The sequence below is a fragment of the Micromonospora sp. II genome (assembly GCF_001709195.1).
In the GTDB taxonomy this organism is placed as follows: Bacteria; Actinomycetota; Actinomycetes; order Mycobacteriales; family Micromonosporaceae; genus Micromonospora; species Micromonospora chalcea.
This window is the reverse complement of the sequence record NZ_LYXF01000018.1, coordinates 49,235-68,481: the sequence shown is the minus strand read 5'-3', so window position 1 is coordinate 68,481 and position 19,247 is coordinate 49,235. Positions and strand designations below refer to the sequence as shown.

Below are 19,247 nucleotides of genomic sequence, written 5' to 3'. Positions count from 1 at the left end.
TCGGAAGGCATGAAAGGAGTACCGACGCGGGGTTGTCAAAGCTGCGGATCGATGACGTCGTCGTCCCGCCATAAGACCACGTCAATGGGCATCGGCAACAGTCCCCGGCAGGGACCGCTCCGGACGGGTCAGGCGGCGCTCAGCTTCCTCAGCAAGTACTGGTTCAGGCTCATGCCTTCCTCGGCGGCGTGGATGGCCAACTCTCGGTGCAGGCTCTCGCCGACCCGCAGGTTGAACTTGCCCGAGTACCTGCGCTCGGACAGCGGCTCAGCGCCGCCAGCCCGCGCAGGAATCGCCTCCCGCGCCGGGTCAGCCACGCAGGTAGCGGGCGCGGCGGCCGAAGTCGCGGAAGCCCAGCCGCCGGTACAGCCCGGCCGCCGGGTTGTCGTCGTTGACGCAGAGCCACGCGGCGTCCGCGCCCGCGTCGGCGAGGCCGCGCAGCACGCGCGCCACCAGGTACGCGCCGACCCGCCGCCCGCGCCAGTCCGGCACGACGCCGACCTGGTCGATCCAGTTGTCGAGCACGGTGACGAATCCGGCCGCCACGCCGTCCGGGCCGCGCGCGAGCAGCGTCAACTCCGGCCGGAAGTCCTCGTCGTCGCGCAGGTCGCCCAGCCACTCGTCGGCCTCCGGCTTCACGAAGCCGGGCCGGTCGGCGAACGACGCGCGGTAGGTGGCGAACAACTCCGGCCCCAGCGTGGCGGGCTCCACTGTGACGCCGTCCGGCGCGGTGACCTCGGGCAGCGCGTCGAGGTCGTGCCGCAGCACCCACTCCAGGAACGTCCGCGTGTAGCCGCGCTTGGCGACCAACTCCTCCGCGCCTACGTTCCACGTCTCCGTGGTGAGCAGCAGCCCACCGTCGCCGGAGTGCTTCTCGGCCCAGTCGAGCAGCGCGCCGCCGAGCCCGCGCCCGCGCCAGGCCGGGTGCACCAGGCCGGTGGCGGTGGCCGGCGTCCGCCCGGCGCCGACCCCGACGGCCGCTACCAGGTCGTCACCCGACCACGCCCCGTGGGTACGCGCCTGAAGCAGCCGCGCCCGCACCAGCGGGGTACGCCCGAACAGCGGCAGCCCGCCGTCAGTGGCGAGGCACGCCTGCGCCAGGCCGGTCAACGCGGGCAGGTCGTCCTCGCCGACTTCCCGCCACACAAGCGCACCCGTCCCGCCCACGCCCACTCCCGTCCCCCGCCCGACCCCACGGCCCGGCACCCCGACGCAGTAGGCCAAACCCCGTCCCTCACGGTCAACCGGATTCCCCACCCACCCACCCACCCACCCACCCCCCGCGTCGATCTTGGAGTTGTGGCGCCTCAGATGCCCGCTTCGCGGCTTACGCGAGGCACCACAACTCCAAGATCGGCGCGAGCGCGTGGGCAGCGCAGAAGAGGGCCGTGCGCGACTACCCCGCGCGCCCGCAACATGAGACGAGCGTTTCGCTCACTGGGACTCGCGGAGATCTTGGAAGGAGAGGGCCCTCATGACGACCGCTTCCTTCCAAGATCTCTGCGTGGATCGACGCGAAACGCCAGGAACGCCGTTGATCATGCAGTTGCGGCCCGGGCAAGAGCCGCAAAACGGGCACCCGAGGGGCCGCGACTGCAAGATCAGCGAGGCGAGGAGGCGGATGCGGAGGCGGAGTTGGCGTGGATCAGGACCGTGGCGCCCGCGGAGAGGGGGGCCAAGAGCCACTTCAGGGGCTGCTCGTCCTCGGTCGGGTCCACCCGGAGGCGGTCGCCGGGGTGCAGATCGAGCTGGGTGGCGATCTCGGCGGCCAGGCGACGCCACGCCCCGAAGCTGGTGCCGTCCGCCGTGGCCGGCCCGGACGGGTCGACTGCCGTGTAGTCCGGCGGATCGGTGGGGTGCCGCAGCACCTCGGCCGACCAGTCCAGCCAGCCCGGCGGCACCTCGCCGAGCGGCCCCGGACCGGTGCCCACCAGGTAGCGGTGCGTCCCCTCGGGCACGCCCTCCAGCCAGTCGTCGAGGCGTTCCGGGGTCACGAACACCGCGTCGTACGGCCGGTCCGCGCCCGGTTCCAGCACCGGCAGGCCAGCCAGCGCGCGGGGACGGAACGACACCGTCAACCCGACCGACCAGGCCCCGAGCAGCACCGCCGCGGTACGCCAGTGCGGCGGCAGCAGCACCGCCACCCGGTCACCGGGGCGCAGCCCGCAACCGTCGCGGAGCAGCCCGGCGCTGCGGGCCGTCCACTCGCCGAGCTGCGCGGCGGTCAGGTCGGTGCGTTCGCCCGTCCCGTCGTCGTGGTAGCTGAGCAGCGGGTACCCGACCGCGTCGGGCGCGACGGCGACGGCTGCCTGGTGGGCCATGCGCGAAACTCCTGTCTGCCGGTCCGCTCACCCTAACCGTCCGAGCCGCCCGTCCGGAGCAACCGAAGCAGCCCGGATCAGCGCACGGGCAGCTCTGGACCACCGTCGAGCAGCGGCGCCAGCAGGTCGCCCTGCTTCTCCACCCGCTTGAGCACCTCCCCAGCGGTGTACGGCCGCGTCGACGGCCGCTTCCCGGCCGCCCCGGCCTCCACCTCGTCCCAGGTCAGCGGCGTCGACACGGCCGGCACCGGCTGGGCCCGCAGCGAGTACGGCGCCACTGTCGTCTTCGCCGCGTTGTTCTGGCTCCAGTCGATGAAGACCTTGCCGGGCCGAAGGTTCTTCGCCATCTTCGACACGACCAGCTTCGGGTGCGCCTGCTCCAGTTCCTGCGCGATCCGCTTGGCGTAGTCGGAGACGATCTCGGCGTCCTGCGTACCGGCGATCGGGCAGCACAGCTGCATGCCCTTCTTCCCGGACGTCTTCGGGAACGAGGAGATCCCGTCGGAAGCCAGCCGGTCGCGCATCAGCAGCGCCACCTGGCAGCACTGCTTGAGCGCGGCCGGGGCGCCCGGATCCAGGTCGACCACCATCATGTCCGGGTGCGCGCCGATCTTCCACTGCGGAGTGTGCAGCTCCAACGCGGCCAGGTTGGCCAGCCACACCAGCGTGGGCAGCTCGTCGCAGACCACGTAGTCGATGGTTTCCCGCCCCTTCGTGGAGCCGGGGGCGGGCAGGTTCTCGGTGCGTACCCAGCCGGGCGTCGCGGCGGGCGCGTTCTTCTCGAAGAACGAGCCGCCGTCGACGCCGTTGGGAAACCGGATCCGGGTCAGCGCGCGGTCGTGCAGGTGCGGCAGCAGCACCGGGGCGATCCGGGTGTAGTAGTCGATCACCTCGCCCTTGGTGAAGCCGGCCTGCGGGAACAGCACCTTGTCCAGGTTGGACAGCTCCAGCGAGCGCCCCTCGACCTCGACCTTGAGCCGGTCAGCCGGCATCGTCGACCTCCTCGGGCGGCTTGTCCGGGCGCAGGCGCAGGATGCGCGGGAAACGCAGCCTCCCGTCCGGCGTGCGCTGGCCGTACTTGACCTCCACCACGATCCGGGGAGTTACCCAGATCGCGCCGCGGGCATCCTCGCGCGGCACCCCGGCGGCGAACGGCGACGCGGTGGCCCGCAGCGGTTCCAGCTCACGCAGCAGTTCCCGTTCGATGGCCGCGCCGATCCCGCCGCCGACCCGCCCCCGGTAGATCAGCCGCCCGTCCGGGCCGGGCACGCCGACGAGCAGACCGCCGACGCGCCGCGCGCCGGGCCGCCAGCCGCCGACCACGAAGTCGCCGGTGACCTCCAGCTTGACCTTCACCCAGTCCGGGGAGCGCACGCCGGGCCGGTAGAGCGAGTCGACCCGCTTGGCCATCACCCCCTCCAGCCCGTGCTCGCCGGCCGCCGCGTAGGTGGCCGGGCCGTCGCCGAAGACCGGCGGCACCGCCCACCGGGCGGCGCCGAGCCCGAGCGACTCCAGCGCCGCCCGCCGCTCCCGCCACGGCCGGGCGGTCAGGTCCTCGCCGTCGAGCCGCAACAGGTCGAAGATCATGTACGTGACGGGTACGGTCGCCGCCAGCCGAGCCGCCTTGGCCGGGTTGCGCACGTGCATTCGTTCGGCGAGCGCGGTGAACGAGGGCTGCCCGTCGGTGAAGAGGACCACCTCGCCGTCGAGCAGCGCGTCACCGACCTGCTCGGCCAGGTTGAGCAGTTCCGGGTACGCGGTGGTGATCTCGACGCCGGAGCGGGCGTAGAAGTGCCGGTCGCCGCGGGAGATGTCGGCGAGCGCGCGGACGCCGTCCCACTTGAACTCGTACGACCAGGCGGCGCCGGCCGGGAGCTGCCCGGTCGTCGCGAGCATCGGCTTCAACGGCGCGCCGGGCACGTTCCGACTGTAGTTGGGTGCGGAAGCGCGTGCGTCCCGTTCGATCGTTTGCGATTCTGGTGGTCAACCGGGGAGAGGAGCGCGGGTATGCGGGCGATCTGGAAAGGAGCGGTGTCGTTCGGCCTGGTGTCGATCGGGGTGAAGGTCTACTCGGCCACCGAGGAGAAGGACATCCGTTTCCACCAGGTGCACCGTGAGGACGGCGGCCGGATCCGCTACAAGCGCACCTGCTCGGTCTGCGGCGAGGAGGTCACCTACGACGACATCGCCAAGGGGTACGACATCGGTGGTGGCGAGATGGTCATCCTCACCGACGAGGATTTCGCCGACCTGCCGTTGAGCACGTCGCACGCGATCGACGTGCTGGAGTTCGTACCGGCCGAGCAGGTCGATCCGATCCTCTACAACAAGGCGTACTTCCTGGAGCCGGAGGGCTCGGCGACGAAGCCGTACGTGCTGCTGCGCGACGCGCTGTCCGACTCGGAGCGGGTGGCGATCGTCAAGGTGGCGCTGCGCCAGCGGGAGCAGCTCGCGACGCTGCGGGTCCGCGAGGGCGTGCTGCTGCTCAACACCATGCTGTGGCCGGACGAGATCCGCCGGCCCGACTTCGGTTTCCTGGACGAGGACCTGAAGGTACGCCCGCCGGAGCTGGCGATGGCCAGTTCACTGATCGACTCGATGGCCGGCGAGTTCGAGCCGGACGCCTTCACCGACGACTACCGGGCGGCGTTGCAGGAGGTCATCGACGCGAAGGTCGAGGGCCGCGAGGTGGTGCAGCCGGAGGAGGAAGAGGCCGCGCCGGCCGCCGCGGTGGACCTGATGGCCGCGCTGAAGGCATCCGTGGAGCGGGCCCGGGCGGCCCGGGGCGAGGCGCCGTCCGGCGGTGGGGCCGAGCCGACTCCGATCTCGTCGGCCCGATCGGCGAAGAAGGCCGCGAAGAAGGCCCCGGCCCGGAAGCCGGCCGAGAAGAAGGCCGAGCCGGCGAAGAAGACGGCCGCCAAGAAGACCCCCGCGAAGAAGACGGCGGAGAAGAAGACCGAACCGGCCAAGAAGACCGCCGCCAAGAAGACGACGGCGAAGAAGGCCGCCGCGAAGAAGAGCGCCTGACGCGCGTACGGCCGGGGCCCCGCCCTCGGTGGAGGGCGGGGCCGGACCGCTCAGCCTCGCCCGAGCTTCTCGGTCGGGGTGACCCGGACGATGACGCGCTCCTCGCCGGGGCGCCGCCACGGGTACGTGTCCTGGCCGAGGTACTTCTTCGCCAGCCGGTCGATGTGCTCGTCGGCGCCCTCGGTGACGAACTCGACGGTGCCCTTGATCCAGAGCGTGCGGAAGTCGTCGGCCTTGTCCGCCACCGACACCGCGACCACCGGGTTGCGGGCCATGTTCAGGTACTTCTGCCGCCCCTTGGCCGTGTTGAACACGATGTGCTCGCCGTCGGTGTCGACCCAGACCGGGGTGACGTGCGGGGTGCCGTCGGCCTCGATCGTCGCCACGTGCGCGAGCTGCGGCTCGCCGAGCAGGGCCAGGTCTTCTTCACTGAGGATCGCCATGCCCGAAACGTACCCTGTGCGGTGCCCCCGTATCGGTCTCCGTGTCCTGATCGGTGCGGGCGTATGGGCACGCTGGGGCTCCGGGCGGGTACCGTGTGCGCTGGCCTCGGCGGCGGCCCGCCGGGGGCGCACCCACCCACCCTGCAGGGAGTCGACGTGAGCGAGCGTGTGGAGAACCGGTCGGAGGGCCAGGCCGCCCCGGCCACCAAGGCAGGGCGGCGGCTGGCCGCCCAGCTGGCCGAGAAGAAGGCCGCCGAGGCGCGTCGCCGCCGGCAGTCGATGCTCGGCGCGGCTGTCGGCGTGCTCGCCGTGGTGGCCCTGGTCGGTGGCCTGGTCTGGCTGAACAGCGGGGACGACGACAAGGCGGCCACCGTCGGCTCCTCGGCCAGCCCCACCGCCCCGGTCGAGCCCACCGAGATGCCCGCTCCGGAGCTGCCCGCCGGCATCGACCCGGCGCTGAAGACCAAGCCGACAGTGCAGGCCGGCACCGGCGAGCTGACCAAGCTCACCGTCACCACGCTGGTGAAGGGCACCGGGCCGGCGGTGAAGGCCGGGCAGAACATCACCACCAACTACGTGGGCGTGTTCTACTCCGACGGCAAGCAGTTCGACGCGTCCTGGGACAACGGCCAGCCGGCCACCTTCCAGATCGGCGTGGGCCAGGTCATCAAGGGCTGGGACCAGGGCCTGGTCGGCGTGCCGGTGGGCAGCCGGGTGCAGCTGGACCTGCCGGCCGATCTGGCGTACGGCAACGACGCCGCCGGTGGCCGCCCGGCCGGGCCGCTGCGCTTCGTCGTCGACGTGCTGGCTGCGCAGTAGCTCACTCCAGGCTTCCGTCCGGTCACCCTGCGGCAGTAGGTTCATGGTCACCGCGGGCGGCACATCCGTCCGCGGTGATCTGCTCACCGACGCGGAGGTGCACGTGGCGGCGCTGGACGGGGCCGGGGCGACCCGGCAGATGTGGACGCTGTACGAGCCGGTCCACGCGGTGACCTACTTCCACCCGCGGGCCCGCGCCGCGTTCGAGGCGGTCGGGCTGCGCGGCTACTGGCGCGGCTACTTCGCGGGGCGGGCCGCGCCGCTCGGCGCGGTCGACGCGCCCGCCGTGACCGCGGCGTTCTTCAGCTTCGCGCCGGCCATGGTGGCCCGCGCGCTGCCGTCGGTGTGGCGTCTGGCCACCCCGGAGGAGGCGCTGCGGGCGCGGCTCACCGGTGGTGTGCAGGCGCTCGCCGAGTTCACCTACGAGCTGCCCGAGTCGCATCTGGTCGAGGCCGCCGACCTGCTGGAGGAGGCGGCCGGGCGGGTGGACACGGCCGGGCGGGTGCTCGGCGCGGTGAACGCCGCCCTGCCCCGGGGCGAGTACCCGCTGGCCCGGCTCTGGCAGGCCGCCACCACGCTGCGCGAGCACCGCGGTGACGGCCACGTGGCGGCGCTGGTGACGACCGGGCTGGAACCGGCCGAGGTGGTGGCCTGGCGGTGCCGGGTCGACCAGTCCCGCGAGTTCCACCAGCCCGCCCGGGGCTGGACCGACGAGCAGTGGGCCGCGGCCGAGGAGCGGCTGGTGGAGAAGGGCTGGCTGACCGCCGACCGGACGGCCACGCCGTACGCCACGGAGACGTTCCGCGCGGTCGAGGAGGCCACCGACCGGGCCGCTGCCGGGCCGTGGCGGGCGCTGGGCGCGGAACGTACCGCCCGGCTGCGGGACCTGCTGCAGCCGATCGCTACCCGCTGCCGCACGATCATCCCGGCCAAGGCGCCGATCGGCCTGCCGGCGCAGCGGTCGGTCGGAGCCGCGCTGCCACGGTGAGCCGGGCCGCCGGCTGGGGCAGGATGGCGGCATGGTGGACGCGGTGCTCTTCGACCTGGACGGCGTGATCGTGGACTCCGAGCCGGTCTGGGAGGAGGTCCGGCGCGCGTACGTGGCGCAGCACGGCGGCACCTGGCAGCCGGACACGCAGCGCCGGCTGATGGGCATGAGCACCGGCGAGTGGGCCGAGTACCTCAGCGGTGAGCTGGGCGTCGACAGGTCGGCCGAGCAGGTCGCCACCGAGGTGGTGACCGAGATGGCCCGCCGGTACGCGCAGCGCGTACCCGTGATCGACGGCGCGGAGGAGGTCGTGCGCCGCATCGCCGCGCGGTGGCCGCTCGGGCTGGCCAGCTCCTCCCCGACCCGGCTGATCGCGGCGGCGCTGGACGCGACGGGCCTGGCCGGCTCGTTCGGCGCGACGCTGTCGACGGAGGAGACCGCCCGGGGCAAGCCCGCGCCGGACGTGTGGCTCGCAGTGGCCGGGCGGCTGGGCGTCGACCCGGCCCGCTGCGTGGCCGTGGAGGACTCGTCGAACGGGGTCCGTTCGGCGGCTGCCGCCGGGTGCCGGGTGGTGGCGGTGCCGCACGGGTCGTACCCGCTCGATCCGGACGCCGAGGCGCTCGCGACCGTGCTGCTCCCCTCGATCGGCGCGCTCACGCCCGCTGTGGTGGCGGGGATCGACTGAACCACCCACCCGCCGCCACCACCCGGCCTACGGTCGGTGACATGAGGGCTGTGGTGTACGAGGGGCCGCACGAGGTGGCCGTCAACGAGGTCGACGACCCGCGGATCGAGGATCCGAACGACGTGGTCGTCCAGGTCACGACGACCGCGATCTGCGGTTCGGACCTGCACATGTACGAGGGACGGACGGCCGCCGAACCGGGCATCGTGTTCGGCCACGAGAACATGGGCGTGATCGTCGAGACCGGGCCGGGCGTGACGAGCCTGCGCGTGGGTGACCGGGTCTCGATGCCGTTCAATGTGGCGTGCGGGTTCTGCCGCAACTGCCGGGAGCAGCGCACCGGGTTCTGCCTGACGGTGAACCCGGGCTTCGCCGGCGGCGCGTACGGCTATGTGTCGATGGGGCCGTACCGGGGTGGGCAGGCGGAGTACCTGCGGGTGCCGTTCGCCGACTTCAACTGCCTGAAGCTGCCGCCCGGCACCGAACACGAGAACGACTACGCGATGCTCGCCGACATCTTCCCGACCGGCTACCACGGGGTGGCGATGACCGGGCTGCGGCCGGGCGAGAACCTGACCGTGATGGGCGGCGGGCCGGTCGGGCTGATGGCGGCGTACTCGGCGGTGCTGATCGGGGCGTCCGAGGTGTTCGTGGTGGACCGGGTGCCGGACCGGCTGCGGCTGGCCGAGTCGATCGGCGCCACCCCGATCGACTTCAGCGCGGGCGACCCGGTCGAGCAGATCCGGGACCAGACCGCCGGGGTGGGGACCGATCACGGCGTGGACGCGGTGGGATACCAGGCGTCCGCGCCCAGCGGCGAGGAGCAGCCGGCGCTGGTGCTGAACACGCTCGTGGAGGTGGTGCGCGCGACCGGGGCGATCGGCGTGGTCGGGCTCTACCTCTCGGCGGACCCGGGCGCCCCGGACGAGCACTCCGCCTGGGGTGAGCTGCTGTTCAAGGTGGGCAAGCTGTTCGAGAAGGGCCTGCGGATCGGCACCGGGCAGGCGAACGTGAAGACCTACAATGCGTACCTGCGAAACCTGATCATGGCGGGGCGGGCGACCCCGAGCTTCGTGGTGAGCAAGGAGTTGCCGCTGGACGCGGCGCCGGAGGCGTACCAGCGCTTCGACCGCCGCGAGCCGGGCTACTCCAAGGTCGTGCTCAAGCCGGCCGCCTGACGAGCCGTCGTACGGTGGCCGGGTGTGCCCGGGGCCGCATGTTCGGGCGGCTGCCGGGTAGCGCACCCGGAAGGACGGCGGAGGGACGGCGATGAAGGCGATCGTGTACGAGCGCAGCGGGGACGCCTCGGTGCTCCAGGTGGTCGAGCGGCCCGTGCCGGAGCCCGGCCCCGGCGAGGTGCTGGTGCGGATGGCCGTGTCGGGGGTGAACCCGACCGACTGGAAGGCCCGGCAGGCGTGGTCGCTGCCGAGCGGCTGGCAGATTCCGCACCAGGACGGCGCCGGGGTGGTCGAGGCGGTCGGTGAGGGCGTGGACCGGACGCTGATCGGCGAGCGGGTCTGGGTGTGGGAGGCGGCGTGGCAGCGGCCGTGGGGCACCGCCGCGGAGTACACGCTGGTTCCGGTCCGGCACGCGGTGCCGCTCGGTCCGGCGTCGTTCGATCTGGGGGCGGCGCTCGGCATCCCGTTCATGACGGCGCACCGCTGCCTGACCGCGGGTGAGTACATGCCGGACAAGCTGCACGCGGGCGCGCTGAGCGACCATGTGGTGCTGGTGCAGGGCGGCGCGGGCGCGGTGGGCAACGCGGCGATCCAGCTCGCGAGCTGGGCCGACGCCTGTGTCATCGCGACTGTGAGCAGCCCGGAGAAGGCGCAGCTAGCGGCGGCGGCCGGGGCCGACTTCGTGATCAACTATCGCGAGCAGGACGTGGTCGAGGAGGTCCGCAAGGTCGCGCCCGACGGGGTGCACACGATCGTCGAGGTCTCCGCCGCCCGCAACGCCGCCGCCGACGTGCGGATGCTGCGTACCGGCGGGGCGGTCTGCGTGTACGCCGACGACGGCGGCGACGAGATCACGTTGCCGATCCGGCCGCTGATGGTTCCGAACGCGCGCTGGCAGTTCGTGCTGATCTACACCGCGCCGAAGGTCGCCAAGGCGCAGGCGGTCACCGACATCGCGGCGGCGGTGGCGCAGGGCGCGATCCGGGTCGGTGAGGACGCCGGGCTGCCGCTGCACCGGTATCCGCTGGCGGACGCCGCTGCCGCGCAGCAGGCGGTGCAGGACAGCGTGGTGGGCAAGGTGCTGGTCACCACCGCGGACGAGTAGGTGACCGGATTTCCCCGACAGCCGGACAGACGCGAACAAGTTTCGCAACAATGACGGTGCGGGTCAGCCCGTAACGGACGGGCGGCCCCGGCGCGGTGCGAACGCCGGGGCCGCCCTCTGGGAGGAATGCCCGTTGGAAACGTGTTCCTGCCCGTGTAGGCGACGGTACGCCCCGAAACGTTACGACGCGGTCAGTTCCCGTACGTCGAGCCCGCCGTCGGCGTACCGCGAGCGCACCACCTTCTTGTCGAACTTGCCGACGCTGGTCTTGGGCACGGCGTCGATGAACGCCCAGCGTTCCGGCAACTGCCAGCGGGCCACCGAGCCGGCCAGGAAGTCCCGCAGCTCCTCGGCGGTCACCGAGGCGCCCTCGCGAACCACGACGGTGGCCAGCGGGCGCTCGTCCCAGCGCTCGTCCGGTACGCCCACCACGCACGCCTCCAGCACCGCCGGGTGCGCCATCAGGGCGTTCTCCAGCTCGACCGAGGAGATCCACTCCCCGCCCGACTTGATCACGTCCTTGGCGCGGTCGGTGAGCGTGATGTAGCCGTCCGGCGAGAGCGTGCCGACGTCACCGGTCCGCAGCCAGCCGTCCCGGAACTTCTCCTCCTCCGGCACGTCGTCGCCGATGTACCGGGCGGTCACCCACGGCCCGCGCACCTCCAGCTCGCCCACCGACGTCCCGTCCGCGGGCAGCGGCTCACCGGCCGGACCGACGATCCGCGCGGTCACGCCCGCCGGTACGCGGCCCTGCGTGTAGCGGTAACGCCAGGCGTCGTCGCCGGTCGCGCCGGCCGGCGCCCGGGACACCGAGCCCAGCGGCGACATCTCGGTCATGCCCCAGGCGTGGATGACGTCGATGCCGTAGCGGTCGTGGAAGGCGTGCATCAGCGCCGGCGGGCACGCCGACCCGCCCACGATGACCTCCTTCAGTGAGGAGAGGTCCACCTCGTGCGCGTCCAGGTAGGCCAGCAGGTCGGTCCAGATGGTCGGCACCGCCCCGGCCAGCGTGGGGCGCTCGGCGGCGATCATCGCGGCGATCGGCTCGGCCTGGAGGAACCGGTCCGGCATGATCAGCGAGGCGCCGGAGAGGAAGGCCGCGTACGGCAGGCCCCAGGACATGGCGTGGAACATCGGCACGATGGCCAGCTCGCGGTCGTTCGGCCCGAGCCCGAAGCCCTCCGGCATGCAGACCTGGAGCGAGTGCAGGTAGATCGAGCGGTGCGAGTAGGCGACGCCCTTGGGGTGGCCGGTGGTGCCCGAGGTGTAGCAGAGCGCGGCCGCGTCCCGCTCGTCCACCTCCGGCCAGTCGAAGTGGTCGGGGCGGTCGGCCAGCAGCGCGTCCCAGTGGTGCACGGTGATCCGGTCACCGGCGGCGGCCAGCAGCGGGGCCGGGTCGCCGCCGCCGACCACCACCACGTGCGCCACGGTGGTCATCTCGCCGATCACCCGGGCGAGCAGCGGGATGAGCGTGGTGTCGACGAGCACCACGCGGTCCTCGGCGTGGTTGGCGATGTAGGCGACCTGGTCGGGGAAGAGCCGGATGTTGAGCGTGTGCAGCACCGCCCCCATGCTCGGCACGGCGAAGTACGCCACCAGGTGCTCGTTGTTGTTCCACATGAACGTCGCGACCCGCTCGTCGCCGGTCACGCCGCACTCGTCGCGCAGCGCGTGGGCCAGCCGGGCGGCGGCGCGGCCGACCTCCGCGTACGTCATCCGGCGCGGTTCGGCGCCGGTCCAGGTGACCACCTCCGCCGCGCCGTGCACGGTGGAGCCGTGTTCGAGGATCCGGGCGACCTGAAGGGGGGCGTCCATCATCGTGCTACGCATGGGTAACAACGTAGTGGCGGCGGTCACATCTACGGAACCCCCCGGAACCACCGAGGTGATCACGGATGATGCGTAGATTGTCCGGGTGAGCATCTCGTGGGCCGACTCGTACGTGGGGCAGCTCCGCGCCCTGGCCGGTGACCGCACCCTGATGTTCGTCGGCGCCCGCGCCGTGGTGCGCGACAACGCCGCCCGGGTGCTGCTGATCCAGCGCTCCGACAACGGCCAGTGGGCGCTGCCGGCCGGCGCCATGGAACTGGGCGAGTCGATCGCCGACTGCGCGGTTCGCGAGGTGCGGGAGGAGACCGGCCTGCGGGCGCTGCGGGTCAGCGCGTTCGCGCTCTACACCGGCCCGGACCGCACCCACACCAACATGTACGGGCACACGTACCAGGTCTTCACCACCGCGTTCCGGGTCGACGAGTGGGACGGCGAGCTGGACCGGTTCACCGACGAGACCACCGACGCCGCCTTCTTCCGTCCGGCGGACTTCCCGCACCCGCTCTCGTCGAGCGTCCACGAGACACTCGCCGACCTGGACGTGTTCGAGCAGACCAACCGGCTCATCCTCAAATAACGCCGGTCACAGCATCGTCTGCGACTTCGCCTCCATGTCGGCGGCGGCCTCCTCCTTCGACTCCTTCGTCAGCGGCTTGCCACCGGGTGCCGGCGCCTTGCCGCCGATCGGGTCGGCGCCGCCGGTGGCGCCCTGCGGGCCGGTGCCGCGCAGCTGGTGGTTCGGCATGGCCAGCGTGACCAGCACCGCGACGATCGCGATCAGCCCGGTGGTCAGGAAGACCAGGTGCAGCGACTCGACGAACGCGGCCTGGACGGCGGCGCGTACCGGGGCGGGCAGGGCCAGGATGGCCGCCGGGTCGTTGATCGAGAAGTTCCCGCCTGCAGACACCGCGGCCCGCTGCTCCGGCGGAAGCTGCGCGAGCGCGCCCGGCAACCGGCCGGCCAGCTCGGTGGTGAGCCGGGACGACAGCACCGCRCCCAGGATGGCCACGCCGAACGAGCCGCCGAGCGACCGGAAGAACGTGGCCGAGGACGTGCCCGCGCCCAGGTCGCGCACGCTCACCGCGTTCTGCACGGCGAGGATCAGCGACTGCATGCACAGGCCCAGCCCGATCCCGATCACCACCATGTAGCCGAACGCGGCCCAGAGCGAGGTGGCCACCCGCAGCTGCTGGAACAGCAGCATGCCGACCACCAGCACGGCCGCGCCCGCCACCGGGAACCACTTGTACCTGCCGATCCGGCTCATCGCCCGGCCGGTGACGATCGAGGTGATGATGACGCCGGCCATCATCGGCAGCATCAGCAGACCGCTGCGCGTCGGCGAGGCGCCCTTGACGATCTGGAGGTAGAGCGGGATGAAGATGATCGACCCGAACATCACCAGACCGAGGACGAAACCCGCCGCGTTCGCCAGCGCGAACGTGGCGCTGCGGAACAGCCGCAGCGGCAGGATCGGCTCCTTGGTCCGCGCCTCCTGGACGACGAACAGCACGCCCAGCACCGCGCCCGCGGCGAACAGGCCGACGATCACGCCGGAGCCCCAGGCGTACTCGGCGCCGCCCCAGCTCAGCGCCAGCAGCAGGCAGCTCACGCCGGCGACCAGCAGCGCCGCGCCGATCCAGTCGACTGTGTGCTCCCGGCGCTCGAACGGCACCAGCCGCATCACGTGCCAGCAGACCACGATGGCGAGGATCGCCAGCGGCACGTTGATGTAGAAGATCCACCGCCAGTTGGTCTCCGCGAAGTAACCGCCGACGAGCGGCCCGGCCACCGAGGAGACGCCGAACACCGCGCCGAACAACCCCTGGTAGCGCCCGCGCTCCCGGGGCGAGACCACGTCCGAGATGATGGTGAACGCCAGCGTCATCAGCCCACCCGCGCCGAGACCCTGCACGCCGCGCGTGACGATCAGCTGGGTCATGTCCTGCGACAGCCCGGCCAGCAGCGAGCCGAGCAGGAACATGCCGATCGAGAACAGGAAGACCGGCCGGCGTCCGTACAGGTCGGCCATCTTGCCGTACAGCGGCGTCGAGGCGGTCGACGCCAGCAGGTACGCGGTGACCACCCACGAGTAGTGGTTGATGCCGCCCAGCTCCCCCACGATCGTCGGCAGGGCGGTGCCGACGATGGTCTGGTCGAGCGCCGCCAGCAGCATCCCGGTCATCAGACCGAACATCAGCAGGCGGATCTGGCGGGCGGGCAGCGCGGGCGGGGCGGTCTGGGCGGTCATCCCGCTTCCTATCCCACCGGGGGCGGATCATGCCCCCGGTGGGCCTGTGACTTTCCTCAGGCGGCGTGCCGACCCTCGGCGAACTCCTCCACGATCTTGGCGCAGAACGCCGGCAGGTCGTCCGGCTTGCGGCTGCTGACCAGCCCGTTGTCGGTGACGACCTCCTTGTCGACCCAGTTCGCGCCGGCGTTTGTGAGGTCGGTGCGCAGGCTCGGCCAGGAGGTGATGGTGCGGCCCCGCACCACGTCCGCCTCGACCAGCGTCCACGGGCCGTGGCAGATCACGCCGACCGGCTTGCCGGCGTCGAAGAACGACTTCACGAACCGGACCGCGTCCGGGTCCGCGCGCAGGAAGTCCGGGTTCGCCACGCCACCGGGCAGGACCAGACCGTCGTACGCGCCGGCGTCCGCCTCCTTGACGGTGACGTCGACCCGGTACTGCTTGCCGTGGTCCAGGTGGTTGAAGGCCTGGATCGAGCCGGAGTCGAGGGAGACCAGCTCGACCTGCGCGCCGGCGTTCTCCACCGCCTCCCGGGGCTGGGTGTACTCGACCTCCTCGACGCCGTCGGCGGCCAGGAAGGCGATGCGCTTGCCCTGAAGTGTCGCTGCCATGCTCTTCTCTCCTCTCCGGGGTATGTCTGCACCGTTCCCCCGGCCGATGCGGCGAAACCGGGCGCACCGGGTGGCCCGCGTCGCGTTTGGCCCGACGGCGCGGGGGGATCCGCAGAGGCATGGCAGGAGCAGCAGCGGAAGAGCGCCGGCTGGCCACCGTGGTGGCGAGCTGGCAGCAGCGTCCCGTGCTGGTCGTCGGGGACGCCATGCTGGACGAGTGGCGGTTCGCCGAGTCGGAGCGGCTCTGCCGCGAGGCGCCCGCGCCGGTCCTCACCCTGCGGCGGCGGATCTCCGCGGCCGGGGGCGCCGCCAACACGGCGGTCAACGTGGCGGCGCTCGGTGGACGGGCGGCGCTCGTCGCCCCGGTCGGCGCCGACGTGGCCGGTGACGAGCTGCACGACTGCCTGGACCGCGCCGCGGTCTGGGACCGTACGGTGAGCCAGCCCGGTCGGCCCACGCCGGTGAAGCGGCGGATGCTCGCCGGCAACCAGATCCTGCTCCGTGAGGACTCCGGCGGCCCGGAGGACGCGCTGGACGACGACGGGGTGGCACGGCTGCTGACCGCCCTGCACTGCGCCACCGAGGAGCTGCGCGCGGTGGCCCCGGGACAGCCGCTCACGCTCGTGGTCTGCGACTACGGCCTGGGCGCCCTGCCCTCGGCGGTACGCGCCTGGCTGGTCGCCAACCGGGACCGCTACGGCACCGTGGCGCTGGACGCGCACGACCTGGCCGACTGGCGTGGACTGAACCCGACTGTGGTGACGCCGAGCTTCGCCGAGGCCACCCGGCTGCTGGCCCGCGCCGCCGCCGGTTTCGCACACGGCGAGCGCAACGCCGTACCCAATGGGGGTGACCTGCACCTGGACCACCCGGCGGAGGCCGACGGCCCGTCCGAGCTGATGGTCGGCGCGGCGCCCGGCGGGTCCGGCGACCGCGCGCCGGGCAGCCCGCACCCGACCTCGGGCGCGCCCGCCGCAGCGACGTCCGGCGGCTCGACCGGCCCGACCGGCGAGCCGACGCCCGGCGAGGAGCGGGTGGCGCTGACCGGGGACGGGCTGAGCGTCACCGGCACCGGCGTGACGGTGAGCGCGACCGCCGGCACCGGCGTGGACCGGGCCGTGCTGGCCGAGTCGCGCCTGCCCGAGCTGCGCGCGCACACCGGCGCGGACGTGGTGGCGGTGACCCTGGACACCGAGGGCGCGGTGGTCGGCGGCGCCGAGGGCGAGCCCCGGCGCAGCCACAGCACCCCGGTCCCGGCCAGTCACGCGGTGGGCGCCGGGGACGCGTACCTGGCGGCCATGACGCTGGCGCTCGCCGCCGACGCCGGCCTGCCCACCGCCGCCCAGCTCGCGCAGCTCGCCGCCACCATCACGGTCGCCGACACCGGCACCTGCGTGTGCCGCCGCGAGGACCTCCTCGCCGCGCTCGGCACCGGCCCGGACGACGGCGGGCACCCGGCGCTGGTCGGCGCCGACGAACTGGCCGCGCTGGTGGACGAGCACCGGCAGGCCGGGCGGTCGGTGGTGTTCACAAACGGCTGCTTCGACGTGCTGCACCCGGGGCACGTCCGCTACCTGACTCAGGCCCGCGCGCTCGGTGACCTGCTGATCGTGGCGGTCAACTCGGACGGCAGCGTCCGCCGGCTCAAGGGCGCGGACCGGCCGGTCAACCCGGTCGAGGACCGGATCGCGCTGCTGGCGGCGCTGGCCTGCGTCGACCACGTGGTGGTCTTCGAGGAGGACTCCCCGGCCCGGCTGATCGAGGCGGTCCGCCCCGACGTCTACGTCAAGGGCGGCGACTACCCGCCGGAGATGGTGCCGGAGGCGCCGCTGGTGCGGCGGCTGGGCGGGCAGGTACGCACGCTCGGGTACGTGCCGGACCGCTCCACCTCGGCGATCATCGACCGGATCCGCGCCCAGTCGCTCATGAGCGAACGCACCGAGCGGAGCGAGGACAGCCCCGTGGGTGAGGGCAGGCCGGCGTGACCCGACCGCTCGACCCGGGCACGCCCGGGCAGTTCCGGCAGTGCCGCCGCCTCGACGTGCTCATTCCCACCCGCAATCGGCCCGCCGAACTGGCTGTCACGCTGTCCGGGCTGGCCGCGCAGGAGGGCGTACCCGGGTTCGGGGTGGTGGTCAGCGACCAGTCCGACGGCGAACCCGCGTACGCGCACCCGGCCGCCGCCACCATGGTCCGGGCGCTGCGGCACCGGGGGCATCCGGTGCTGCTGACCCGGCGGCTGCCCCGTCGCGGCCTGGCCGAACACCGGTGCTACCTGCTGGCCCAGTCGGCCGCCGACGCGGTGCTCTGCCTCGACGACGACGTGTGGCTGGAGCCGGGAACGCTGTCCCGGCTGATGACCGCGCTGGACGAGCTGGGCTGCGGGTTCGTCGGCAACGCGGTGCACGGGCTCTCCTACGCCGACGACGTCCGCCCGGAGACGCACCAGCACTACGAGGAGTGGGCCGGACGGCCGGTGCCGGAACGCATCATGCCGGGCACGCCGGAGTGGCACCGGGCGTCGATCCACCCGGCCGCGAACCTGCTGCACGTCACCGAGAAGCTGAACCTGCCGCCCGGGCAGTGGCGGGCGTACAAGGTCTCCTGGATCGGCGGCTGCGTGCTCTACGACCGGACGAAGCTGGTCGAGTCCGGTGGCTTCGACTTCTGGGAGCGGCTGCCCGACCGGCACCAGGGCGAGGACGTCGCCGCCCAGCTCGCCGTGCTGGAGCGCCACGGCGGCGCCGGCGTGCTGCCCAGCGGGGCCTACCACCTGGAGTCGCCGACCACAGTCACCGAGCGGGACGTGGAGGCGTGGGAAGTGGTGCTCAGCGAGTCGACGGCGGAGGTGTGAGCAGCTCGCGGGCCGCCTCGATCACCTCGGCCGCCGGCACGTCGGCCACGAACGACACCCGGTGCGGGCACTCCCCGTCGCCGGGCCGGTGCGGGTAGATCCCGGGTGTGCAGTCGACGCCGCAGACCGGGCAGTGGGTGGTCCAGGCGGCGATCGGGCGGTGCCGCCCACGCAGCGGCGACGCCCCGTTGATCAGGTTGCCGACCCAGAACACCCCGACGGTCGGCGCGCCCACGGCGGCGGCCAGGTGCAGCGGGCCGGTGTCGTTGGAGACCACGAGCGCGCAGTCCGCGTACGCGGCGGCCAGCGCGCCGAGGCTGAGCGTGCCGACCTGCGGACGCACCGGCACGCCGGCCGCCGCCACCACAGCGTCCACCGTCTCCTGCTCGGCGGGGGTGCCGGTGACCAGCACCTCGTACCCGTCGCCGGTGAGCGCGCGGGCGACCTCGGCGAAGCATTCCGGCGGCCAGCGGCGTCGCGTGTCGGTGGCGCCCGGGTGCAGCGCCGCACGGGGCCGGGTGGGTTCGCCGAGCACGGCGGCGGCCTCGGCCCGGTCGGCGGCGGTGACCGCCAGCGACGGGGTGATCGTGGTGGCGGGCGCGCCGACCAGCGCGGCGACCTCCAGGTAGCGGATCACCTCGTGCTGGTAGTAGACGTAGCGCAGCCAGCGGTCGAGCGGCGGCGCGCCCTCGGCCCGCAGGCCGGCGGTGACCCGCGCGCCGAGGCCCGCCACCAGCGGGTTGGAGTTCGCGCCACCGCCGTGCACCTGCAACGCCAGGTCGAACCGCTCGGCGCGGGCCGCGGCCAGGAAGCCCGGCACGTCGCCCGGCGACTCGCCCGGGCCCGGATCGCGGATGCCGGGCGCCGCCGGCACCACCAGCACCCGGTCCACCGGGCCGGGCCGGTCGCGCCAGAGCGCCGCGTGCCACGGCGCGCCGAGCAGCACGATCTCCGCCGACGGGTACGCCGACCGCAGCGCGTCCAGCGCCGGCAGCACGAAGATGAAGTCGCCGAGCGCGTTGGCGCGCAGAACGGCGATCCGCTCGACGTCGGGCACACGCTCGCCGACCGGGCCGAGCAGCGACGGCTCCGGGTCGCGGCGCGGCGGGTCGGAGTCACCCGACGGGCTGGTCAC

19 protein-coding genes are annotated in these 19,247 nt (G+C 73.0%); 9 read left to right on the top strand and 10 right to left on the bottom strand.

The window, feature by feature from the left end; genetic code table 11:
- Window positions 1–128: 128 nt before the first annotated feature.
- From A8711_RS10500 to ligD (A8711_RS10480), 5 genes are all read right to left on the bottom strand, one after another.
- Window positions 129–317, bottom strand: coding sequence for a toxin-antitoxin system HicB family antitoxin (locus tag A8711_RS10500; RefSeq protein ID WP_069088086.1), 189 nt, complete (start codon window positions 315–317; stop codon window positions 129–131).
- Window positions 310–1,167 (bottom strand): GNAT family N-acetyltransferase, encoded by an 858-nt coding sequence (locus A8711_RS10495; protein WP_069088101.1) that lies wholly within the window; start codon window positions 1,165–1,167, stop codon window positions 310–312. The genes A8711_RS10500 and A8711_RS10495 overlap by 8 nt, the downstream gene beginning before the upstream one ends.
- Before the next feature lie 434 nt (window positions 1,168–1,601).
- Complete coding sequence (locus A8711_RS10490; RefSeq protein WP_069088085.1) at window positions 1,602–2,321, bottom strand: TIGR03089 family protein; 720 nt, start codon at window positions 2,319–2,321, stop codon at window positions 1,602–1,604.
- 77 nt (window positions 2,322–2,398) lie between these two features.
- Entirely contained in the window at window positions 2,399–3,313 is a 915-nt protein-coding gene (ligD, locus tag A8711_RS10485; protein WP_043327186.1) for a non-homologous end-joining DNA ligase, read from the bottom strand.
- Entirely contained in the window at window positions 3,303–4,241 is a 939-nt protein-coding gene (gene ligD / locus A8711_RS10480) for a non-homologous end-joining DNA ligase (protein WP_043327188.1), read from the bottom strand. The genes ligD (A8711_RS10485) and ligD (A8711_RS10480) overlap by 11 nt, the downstream gene beginning before the upstream one ends.
- Before the next feature lie 87 nt (window positions 4,242–4,328).
- On the opposite strand from ligD (A8711_RS10480), the gene A8711_RS10475 reads away from it, so the two are divergent.
- Complete coding sequence (locus tag A8711_RS10475; protein WP_043327190.1) at window positions 4,329–5,348, top strand: Ku protein; 1,020 nt, start codon at window positions 4,329–4,331, stop codon at window positions 5,346–5,348.
- A gap of 50 nt (window positions 5,349–5,398) precedes the next feature.
- Here the strand turns inward: A8711_RS10475 and A8711_RS10470 are convergent, their stop codons facing one another.
- On the bottom strand, window positions 5,399–5,791 hold the full coding sequence (locus A8711_RS10470) for a PPOX class F420-dependent oxidoreductase (protein WP_043327192.1): 393 nt from the start codon (window positions 5,789–5,791) through the stop codon (window positions 5,399–5,401).
- A gap of 63 nt (window positions 5,792–5,854) precedes the next feature.
- On the opposite strand from A8711_RS10470, the gene A8711_RS10465 reads away from it, so the two are divergent.
- From A8711_RS10465 to A8711_RS10445, 5 genes are all read left to right on the top strand, one after another.
- Entirely contained in the window at window positions 5,855–6,610 is a 756-nt protein-coding gene (locus A8711_RS10465; RefSeq protein WP_069088084.1) for an FKBP-type peptidyl-prolyl cis-trans isomerase, read from the top strand.
- Window positions 6,611–6,749: 139 nt separating this feature from the next.
- On the top strand, window positions 6,750–7,598 hold the full coding sequence (locus A8711_RS10460) for a hypothetical protein (protein ID WP_176722788.1): 849 nt from the start codon (window positions 6,750–6,752) through the stop codon (window positions 7,596–7,598).
- Window positions 7,599–7,629: 31 nt separating this feature from the next.
- On the top strand, window positions 7,630–8,283 hold the full coding sequence (locus tag A8711_RS10455; protein ID WP_069088082.1) for an HAD family phosphatase: 654 nt from the start codon (window positions 7,630–7,632) through the stop codon (window positions 8,281–8,283).
- 41 nt (window positions 8,284–8,324) lie between these two features.
- Window positions 8,325–9,461 carry a glutathione-independent formaldehyde dehydrogenase gene (locus tag A8711_RS10450; RefSeq protein WP_069088081.1) on the top strand — a complete coding sequence of 379 codons (1,137 nt, stop codon included), beginning with the start codon at window positions 8,325–8,327 and terminating at the stop codon, window positions 9,459–9,461.
- A 91-nt stretch (window positions 9,462–9,552) separates the two neighbouring features.
- Window positions 9,553–10,566, top strand: a complete 1,014-nt coding sequence (locus A8711_RS10445; RefSeq protein ID WP_069088080.1) for an NADPH:quinone reductase — start codon at window positions 9,553–9,555, stop codon at window positions 10,564–10,566.
- 180 nt (window positions 10,567–10,746) lie between these two features.
- Here A8711_RS10445 and A8711_RS10440 read toward each other — a convergent pair whose 3' ends face one another.
- Window positions 10,747–12,381 (bottom strand): fatty acid--CoA ligase, encoded by a 1,635-nt coding sequence (locus A8711_RS10440; RefSeq protein WP_176722787.1) that lies wholly within the window; start codon window positions 12,379–12,381, stop codon window positions 10,747–10,749.
- A 100-nt stretch (window positions 12,382–12,481) separates the two neighbouring features.
- On the opposite strand from A8711_RS10440, the gene A8711_RS10435 reads away from it, so the two are divergent.
- The gene (locus A8711_RS10435) at window positions 12,482–12,973 is read left to right on the top strand and encodes an NUDIX domain-containing protein (RefSeq protein ID WP_030503787.1); all 492 of its coding nucleotides are present in this window, start codon (window positions 12,482–12,484) and stop codon (window positions 12,971–12,973) included.
- A 6-nt stretch (window positions 12,974–12,979) separates the two neighbouring features.
- On the opposite strand, the gene A8711_RS10430 is transcribed toward A8711_RS10435, so the two are convergent.
- Together A8711_RS10430 and A8711_RS10425 are read right to left on the bottom strand one after the other, a co-directional pair.
- The gene (locus tag A8711_RS10430; RefSeq protein WP_069088079.1) at window positions 12,980–14,647 is read right to left on the bottom strand and encodes an MDR family MFS transporter; all 1,668 of its coding nucleotides are present in this window, start codon (window positions 14,645–14,647) and stop codon (window positions 12,980–12,982) included.
- Between the two features lie 56 nt (window positions 14,648–14,703).
- Window positions 14,704–15,258 carry a type 1 glutamine amidotransferase domain-containing protein gene (locus A8711_RS10425; RefSeq protein WP_043327208.1) on the bottom strand — a complete coding sequence of 185 codons (555 nt, stop codon included), beginning with the start codon at window positions 15,256–15,258 and terminating at the stop codon, window positions 14,704–14,706.
- 119 nt (window positions 15,259–15,377) lie between these two features.
- Here A8711_RS10425 and rfaE2 point away from each other — a divergent pair, with 119 nt between their 5' ends.
- Window positions 15,378–17,243, top strand: coding sequence for a D-glycero-beta-D-manno-heptose 1-phosphate adenylyltransferase (rfaE2, locus tag A8711_RS10420; protein WP_069088078.1), 1,866 nt, complete (start codon window positions 15,378–15,380; stop codon window positions 17,241–17,243).
- Entirely contained in the window at window positions 17,240–18,112 is an 873-nt protein-coding gene (locus tag A8711_RS10415) for a glycosyltransferase family 2 protein (protein WP_069088077.1), read from the top strand. The genes rfaE2 and A8711_RS10415 overlap by 4 nt, the downstream gene beginning before the upstream one ends.
- Here A8711_RS10415 and A8711_RS10410 read toward each other — a convergent pair.
- Window positions 18,087–19,247: a glycosyltransferase family 9 protein gene (locus A8711_RS10410; protein WP_069088076.1), complete on the bottom strand. Its 1,161-nt coding sequence runs from the start codon at window positions 19,245–19,247 to the stop codon at window positions 18,087–18,089. The genes A8711_RS10415 and A8711_RS10410 overlap by 26 nt on opposite strands.